This is a genomic window from Aurantimonas marianensis (genome assembly GCF_024195285.1).
Classification (GTDB): domain Bacteria; phylum Pseudomonadota; class Alphaproteobacteria; order Rhizobiales; family Rhizobiaceae; genus Aurantimonas; species Aurantimonas marianensis.
The window spans coordinates 1-7255 of the sequence record NZ_JALHBS010000130.1 but is presented as its reverse complement, the minus strand read 5'-3'; the positions used below and the strand labels follow the sequence as shown (position 1 = coordinate 7255).

Annotated in this window: 6 protein-coding genes; 1 reads left to right on the top strand and 5 read right to left on the bottom strand. The window is 65.3% G+C overall.

Annotation, left to right across the window (positions count from 1 at the left end; genetic code table 11):
• From MJ956_RS18585 to MJ956_RS18575, 3 genes are all read right to left on the bottom strand, one after another.
• On the bottom strand, positions 1-1424 hold a 1424-nt coding region (locus MJ956_RS18585; RefSeq protein ID WP_253965909.1), incomplete at its 3' end, for a methyl-accepting chemotaxis protein.
• Between the two features lie 306 nt (positions 1425-1730).
• Positions 1731-2603, bottom strand: coding sequence for a C40 family peptidase (locus tag MJ956_RS18580; RefSeq protein WP_253965908.1), 873 nt, complete (start codon positions 2601-2603; stop codon positions 1731-1733).
• A 13-nt stretch (positions 2604-2616) separates the two neighbouring features.
• A complete protein-coding gene (locus tag MJ956_RS18575) occupies positions 2617-4020 on the bottom strand; it encodes a leucyl aminopeptidase family protein (protein WP_253965907.1) in 1404 nt (467 codons plus the stop codon).
• 131 nt (positions 4021-4151) lie between these two features.
• On the opposite strand from MJ956_RS18575, the gene MJ956_RS18570 reads away from it, so the two are divergent.
• Complete coding sequence (locus MJ956_RS18570) at positions 4152-4970, top strand: tetratricopeptide repeat protein (protein WP_253965906.1); 819 nt, start codon at positions 4152-4154, stop codon at positions 4968-4970.
• Positions 4971-5094: 124 nt separating this feature from the next.
• On the opposite strand, the gene MJ956_RS18565 is transcribed toward MJ956_RS18570, so the two are convergent.
• The gene (locus tag MJ956_RS18565; protein WP_253965905.1) at positions 5095-6084 is read right to left on the bottom strand and encodes a type II secretion system F family protein; all 990 of its coding nucleotides are present in this window, start codon (positions 6082-6084) and stop codon (positions 5095-5097) included.
• 56 nt (positions 6085-6140) lie between these two features.
• Positions 6141-7151, bottom strand: coding sequence for a type II secretion system F family protein (locus MJ956_RS18560; RefSeq protein WP_253965904.1), 1011 nt, complete (start codon positions 7149-7151; stop codon positions 6141-6143).
• Positions 7152-7255: the final 104 nt, after the last annotated feature.

The following is a 7255-nucleotide window of genomic DNA, read 5'->3' as shown; positions in this document are numbered from 1 at the left end:
ACCGTCTCCTCGAGGTTCGCCGCCTGCTGCTCGGTGCGCTGCGCCAGGTCGTTCGACGCCGTGTTGATCTCCTGCAGGCCCGACCGGATCGAGCCGATCGAGGTCACCACGGAGCCCACCGTCTCCTCCAGGGCCGACACGGAGTCGTTGGAGAGATCGCAGATCTCCTCGAAGCCGGTCATCGTCGCCCGGTCGAGGCGGGCGGTCAGGTCGCCCTCGGACAGGGCCGCGAAGGCCGGCTTCACATTGGCGATGAACGACAGGCGGGCGGCTTCCGCAGCCTGCTTTTCGGCCTCGCTGCGCTGTTCGATGCCGAGACGGTCGGCTTCCTGGCGCTCGGCGACCATGGCGCGCTTCTGCTCTTCCGACTCGCGGAAGGCCAGGAGCGCCTTGACCATGTCGCCGATCTCGTCCTTGCGGCCGGCCTGTGGCAGCTCGGCGGTCATGTCGCCGGCGGCGAAGGCCCGCATGGCGGTCGCGGTGATGCCGATCGGCGCGGCGATCGAACGGCCGACGAGGAACACCACGCCGCCGATGATCAGCGTCAAAAGCGTCGCCAGCCCCATCACGATGTAGAGCGCCAGTTGCGAGGCTTCTTCCCGTGCCGCGTCAGCGCTGGAACGTTCCGCTTCGACGGTATCCTTGACCGCAGCGAAGCTCGGCTCCACATGAGCGAAGATTGCGCTCAAGCTCGTGCGAAGTTCCATTTCGGCGAGCGTCGCCTCCGCAAAGGCGGCGAAGTGCGTCATGTAGGTCTCAAGGTCCGCGACCACGGCCGCCTTCGCCTCAGGCGAGCCGAAGCCGAGAAAATCGACCTGCGCGAGCTCCGACGCCTGCTTCTGCAGGCGCTCGATATATTTGGGGTCCTGGCGAAGGATGAAATCCTTCTCGTGCCGCCGCAGCATCAGCATCATGACCTGCAGATCGGCATTCCCGATGGCCTTCAGCTTTTCCTCGAGATCATGCACGGCCGCGCGAAGCGCGCCTTGAAGACCTGAGTTCGGGTCCAGGCCCAACGCGATATTCGTCTCCACCGACTGATTGAAGGTGGTATGGTACTCCGCGAAATCGGCCTTCATCGTATTGACGTGTTCCGCCAGGCCGGAAAAGTGCCCAGTCGCAAACGCCTCGGTCAGGTGACCGAAATCCTCCGCGATGCGGTCCCGGACAGCTGCATGCTTCTCGATGTATTTGGGGTCCTTGCGCAGGAAGAAATCCTTTTCCGCTCGGCGCGCCTGGAGAAAGTCGATCTCAATCCGGTCCGTGACATGCGCCGCTTCCTGGGCGACATCGATTGCATCCGCATAGTCTCCGCTGATCTTCTGATTGACGGCGAAAATGGCAACAAGGGCCAACATGCCGGAAATGCAGATCGCGGCGATTATTCCGATGCGGAAGGAAATCTTCGTGTCCGACAGTTTCATGATATTCATAGCCCCTTACGGTATTTTATACTCGGCGTAACAATTGATATTTGACAGAAGGATCGGTGCCCGCATTCGGAAAGTGAAAAAGGAATTAACCATCGCCGCCTAACAACTTCCTAACGGAACCGCTGATGAGGCCGACAAGCCATTGACTGACATGCGCTATTTCGACGCATATATACGTAAGGGAAGCATGCGATCGGCAAAAATACGTTTGCGATCATCACCTTGGGGAAGATGAGAAGCCGGTTCCGTAAGATCAGGAAGCCGCGAAAAAGTGCCGCCGTCCTTGCCGACGCGAACTCAAGCGTGACCGGATCGCAGACGCCGAATGCTCGTCACCGCCGCGCCCTTCGCCTCCAGCCGGCCCACGGCGGCGGCCAGCGGCTCGATCGCGGTCAGCATGTGATGGGCGTTGGCATGCAGCAGCCGGGTCCCGTCGAGCATGATGCCGACATGGCCCTTCCAGAAGACCAGATCGCCCCGTTGCAGCGCCTCGATGCCGGCAATCCGCGTGCCGAGCTCGCGCTCCTGCATGTCCGTGTCACGGGGCGCTGCGATGCCGGCCATCTGGCAGGCGATCTGGGCCAGGCCGGAGCAGTCGATGCCGGACGCGCTCTTGCCGCCCCACAGATAGGGCACGCCGACAAAGCGCTCGGCGACCGCCACGAAATCCGGTTCGACAATTCCGAGTGGCTTCAGATGCTGTTCCACAACGGCGCCATGGGGCTGGGTCATCGCGTAGCGCGCGTTGTGATCCTCGGCCGCGCCGGTCACGGTGACCAGCGCGCCCATCGGCAGATCGTGCAGCGGCGGCAGCTTGATGTCGGGGCCGGGAAACAGCAGCGTCCGGGGCACGCAAACCCGGTGGGTCGGGGCGGCACCCGTCGGGCCGATCGCCGCGCTCGGGACATAGCCGACATAGCCGTCCGCGCCGAGTTGCACCCAGGACCAACCCTCGGCGTTATTCTCGAAGACCGTCACCTTTTCGCCGAACAAGGCTTCGGTGTCGAGCGGCGCGTCGGGCGACGGCCGACGGCGGACCGGCGCCACCGGCACCACGATGCGCCGGTCCTCGCCCTCGACGAAGCGCGCGGCCTCCACGCGGCCTTGCAGGCGGATATCGGCGAGATCGTCGCGAACCGCGTTGAGGCGGGGGTCGAGCGGCGGTGTCATGGCAGCACCCTCCTCACCGCGCCGGATAACGAGACTGGAGCACCGCGAACAAGGCCCGGATCGCCTGCGCCTCGCCACCGACCGGCCCGATCGGGCTCGGCTTCGGCCGCCAGCCATAGATGTCGAAATGGGCCCAGCTTTTGGCCTTGTCGACGAAGCCCTGCAGGAATAGCGCCGCGGTCACCGATCCGGCGAAGGCGTCGCTGGTGACGTTGTTGGTGTCGGCGATCTTGGACGCAAGATTCGCCGCATAGGGTTGCCAGAGCGGCATTCGCCAGACCGGGTCGGCGACGTCGAGGCCCGCCTGCGCGATCGCGCCGGCCAGCGCCGTATCGTCCGTGTAGAACGGCGCGATGTCCGGTCCGAGCGCCACCCGCGCCGCGCCGGTCAGCGTCGCCCTGTCGATCACGAGGTCCGGCGTCTCCTCGTCCGCCAGCGCCAGCGCGTCGGCGAGCACCAGCCGCCCCTCGGCGTCGGTGTTGCCGATCTCGACCGTCTTGCCCTTGCGGCTGGTCAGGACGTCGCCCGGCCGGAAGGCATCGCCGGAAATCGCGTTCTCGACGGCCGGAATCAGCACCCTTAGGCGGACCGGCAGCTTGGCCGCCATCACCATGCGGGCAAGGCCGAGCACATTGGCGGCGCCGCCCATGTCCTTCTTCATCAAGAGCATGCCGGAGGCGGGCTTGATGTCGAGGCCGCCGGTATCGAAGCAGACGCCCTTGCCGACCAGCGTCAGCTTCGGATCGTCCGGCCCCCCCCAGTTGAGGTCGATCAGCCTGGGTGCCGACGCGCTCGCCCGGCCGACGGTGTGGATCATGGGAAAGTTCCGCTCGAGAAGCGCGTCGCCCTCGATCGTCTCGACGCGCGCGCCGAACGTTTCGCCGAGCGAGCGCACGGCACCCTCCAGTTCGGCCGGTCCCATGTCGCTCGTCGGCGTGTTGATCAGATCGCGCGCCAGAAAGACGCCTGCGGCGATTCTCTCGATCTCCGCCCTGTCGCACCCTTCGGCGAGAAAACGGATATCTGCGTCGTCGCCCTCCTCCGCGTTCGACGACCGATAGCGGTCGAAGCGATATCCGCCGAGAATGAGCGCCAGAGGGGCGAGCGGGCCGCCAATAGCCGCCTCGTCGGCGAAATACCATTCCCCCGCCGGGAGCTTGCCGGCCAGTGCCCCCGCCAGCAGCGCGCGGCGTTCCCTCGCGCCTTCTCCGGCGCCGCCCTTGCCGAGACCGAGTACCGCGCCGGCGACGTCGCCCTTCGCGTCCGGCACGATCAGCACGCTTCCCGCCCCGGCCGAAAATCGCGCGGTTCTCGCCCAACCGGCGGCCGCGGCCGGCAGGGCCTCGAGCCCGGCCTTGTCCGCGGCCCAGACAGGCAAGGCGGCGGCGCTCCTGGCGCTGGCGAGGGTGATGGTCATGGAGCCGGGTTCCTTGTTACGGCGGCGGCGGATTAACCGGCCGTTAGGGTTAACAAATTACTCTTTCCGCCACGGGCCGGTGCCTCAGCGCCGGTCAAACAAATCATCCGCTGACGAAACGGGAGCAGTTCATGGTCGGGCGCGAAACTAGACCGATTCGGCGTTTCAGACAGGGGCTTCTTGTCGGTGCCGCCCTGGTTCTCGCCCTGACCCAGGGCTGCGCCTCGGTTTCCAACGAGATCACCGGCTCGGTCCGCAAGCCGGCCTCGGGTCGCACGGTCGCTCAGATGTCGTCCGCCGAACTGCAGAACGCGGTCGCCTCCTATGGCCAGGCGTATGAGAGGAACTCGAAGGACAAGACGACGGGCCTGTCCTATGCCGCGACCCTTCAGATGGCCGGGCGCACCGACCAGTCCCTGGCGGTGATGCAGCAGGTCGCCATCGCCCACCCCAAGGATCGCAACGTGCTGGCTGCCTACGGCAAGGCGCTCGCCGCCGCCGGCGACCTGCCGAAGGCGCTGGAGACGGTGCGCCGGGCCCAGACGCCGGACTATCCGGACTGGCGGCTTTATTCGGCCGAGGGCGCCATCCTCGATCAGCTGGGCCAATCGGACGAGGCGAGGGTGCTGTATCGCAAGGCGCTGGACATGGCGCCGGACGAGCCGACCATCCTGTCGAATTTGGGAATGTCCTACCTGTTGGCGAACGATCTGCCGGCGGCCGAAAAATACCTTCGCGCGGCGGCCGCGCGGCCCGGCGGCGACAGTCGCGTGCGTCAGAACCTGGCGCTGGTCGTTGGCCTCCAGGGCCGCTTCGCGGAAGCCGAGAAGATCGCCGCGGCGGAGCTCTCGCCCAAGGAGGCCCAGGCGAACGTCGCCTATCTCAAGGAGATGCTGGCCCAGCAGAACACCTGGTCGATGCTGAAGGACAAGGACGGCGGCAAGAGCTGACGCCGTCCTCCACCCGGACAGATCGCAACAAAGGGCGGAGCGCCGGCTTCGCCCTTTTCGCGTCGTGGATCACGCGCTGACGGCAAGGTCCCCGCGTCGATGGCGGCACGGCGCCGCGCCTCGCCTATTGCGTCTCCATCACCTGGATGATCGCCGGGCCGATGATGACGGCGAACAGCACCGGCAGGAAGAAGAGGATCATCGGCACGGTCAGCTTCGGCGGCAGCGCGGCCGCCTTCTTCTCCGCCAGGTTCATGCGCATGTCGCGGTTTTCCTGCGACAGTGTGCGCAGCGCGGTGCCGAGCGGCGTGCCGTAGCGCTCGGCCTGGATGAGCGCGGTCGTGACCGCCCTCACACCGTCAAGCCCGGTCCGGGCGGCAAGGTTGTCGTAGGCGACCTTGCGCTCGGGCAGATAGGACAGCTCGGCGCAGACCAGAACGAGTTCTTCCGCCAGCGCCACTGACTGGATGCCGATTTCCTCGGCGACCCGGCGGAAAGCCGCTTCGATCGAATTGCCCGATTCCACGCAGATCAACAGGAGATCGAGCGCGTCGGGCCAGGCGCGTGTAATCGACAGACGGCGCTTTGACGCCTGGTTGCTGATGTACAGGATCGGCGCGTAAAAGCCCAGATAGGCGACGCCGATACAACCCAGAACCCGCATCATCGTTGGCTGCGCCTCGAAGAGCCCCAGGCCGAAAACGTAGAACACGGCAAAGGCCAGCATGACCAGAGGCATGATCGCGCGGGCGAACAGGAAGAGGGTCAGCGGACGCTGGCCCCGATAGCCGGCGACCCGTAGATTGGCTACCGTCTTGTCGTCGACCAGCGCCTTGCGGAGGTTCAGGCTATCGACGACCAGCGCGACGATACCCTTGCTGTCCTGCTGGCGCAGGCCGCCACGGCCCTTCTCCCTTTCGACCGCCAGCCGGGCGCGCTCACGCGCCCTCACCTGGTCGCGTTCCAGTGCGACTGCCTTCATCCGGCTTTTCAGCTGGTTGCCCGCGAGCAGCGGCAGCGTGATCGTGACGAGGGTGGTGAACACCGCGACCGCGATCACCACGCTGACGACGAGCGACCCCGAGACGCCGAAATATTGAAACACCGATTCCATCGTCGGATGCTGCCTTCCTGTGGGTCCCGTTTGGCGCGGCGGTGATCGCTCGCCGGTCAGAAGTCGAAATTGATCATCTTCTTCATGGTGAGGATGCCGAGCGCCATCCAGACGGCGGAGCTGAGCAGAATGATCTTGCCGATATCGGTAGTGAAGAGGATCGAGATGTAGTCGGGGGTGGTCAGGTAGACGAGACTTGCGACGATGACGGGCAGGGAACCGATGATTGCGCCCGAGGCCTTGGCCTCCATCGACATCGCCTGGATCTTGCCCTTCATCTTCCTGCGGTCGCGCAGCACCTTGGACAGATTGCCCAGCGCCTCGGAAAGATTGCCGCCGGCCTGGGCCTGGATGGTAATGACGATCGAGAAGAAGTTGGTCTCCGGGATCGGCACGTTCCGGTAGAGACGTTCGATCGCTTCGGAGATCGAAACGCCCATCTGCTGCGTTTCCATGATTTTCTGGAATTCGCCGCGCACCGGCTCCTGTATCTCGCTGGCGACCATTCGCAACGTGTCGTTCAGCGGCAGGCCGGATTTGACGCCGCGAACGATGAGATCGACCGCGTTGGGAAATTCGTCGACGAACTTCTGCAGGCGCCGCTTTCGCGCGCGGGCGAGCATGAAACGGGGAAGCCCGAGACCGGCGAAGATCGCCACGCCGAGCGTCAGTATCCACGACAGGCCGAAGAGCAGCGCGATCAAGGCACCCAGAAACGCCATGGCGACGCTGATCGCCGCGAAGTGCTTGACCGTCAACGGCAGCCCCGCCTGCTCCAGCCGGCGCTTCAAGGTGAGCTTGCCAGTATGTTTGTCGCGCTCCTTTTGACGTTCTTCCAGGTCCTTGAGCGAGGACTGGATCGTCTTGCGTCGCTTGGATTGTTCCTGCAGCCGGTCGCGCGCCACTTTCAGCGAAGCGCGGTCGCTTTCATCGCGCGTGTATTGCGAGCGCCGGGTCTCGACCTTCTTCTCGGCCGCGATGCGTGGTTGCAGAACGGCATAGGCCAGACCGCCGGCCGCGACCGTCGACAGGAGAATGAAGAGGAGACCGGCCGCCGACGTCAGCATCACGGATTCCGCTCCGGCTCGGCGGCATTGCTCGCGTCGAGCGCCGCCGCCAGGCGTCGCTCCTCGTTGTAGTAGCGCGCGCGCTCCCAGAACGCCGGCCGCCC

What these genes read in the sequence shown, in the direction of transcription:
- MJ956_RS18580 (WP_253965908.1), bottom strand. Translation starts at nt 2,603, where the DNA reads ATGACACCGCCGCTCGACCCCCGCCTCAACGCGGTTCGCGACGATCTC.
- MJ956_RS18575 (WP_253965907.1), bottom strand. Translation starts at nt 4,020, where the DNA reads ATGACCATCACCCTCGCCAGCGCCAGGAGCGCCGCCGCCTTGCCTGTC.
- MJ956_RS18570 (WP_253965906.1), top strand. Translation starts at nt 4,152, where the DNA reads ATGGTCGGGCGCGAAACTAGACCGATTCGGCGTTTCAGACAGGGGCTT.
- MJ956_RS18565 (WP_253965905.1), bottom strand. Translation starts at nt 6,084, where the DNA reads ATGGAATCGGTGTTTCAATATTTCGGCGTCTCGGGGTCGCTCGTCGTC.
- MJ956_RS18560 (WP_253965904.1), bottom strand. Translation starts at nt 7,151, where the DNA reads ATGCTGACGTCGGCGGCCGGTCTCCTCTTCATTCTCCTGTCGACGGTC.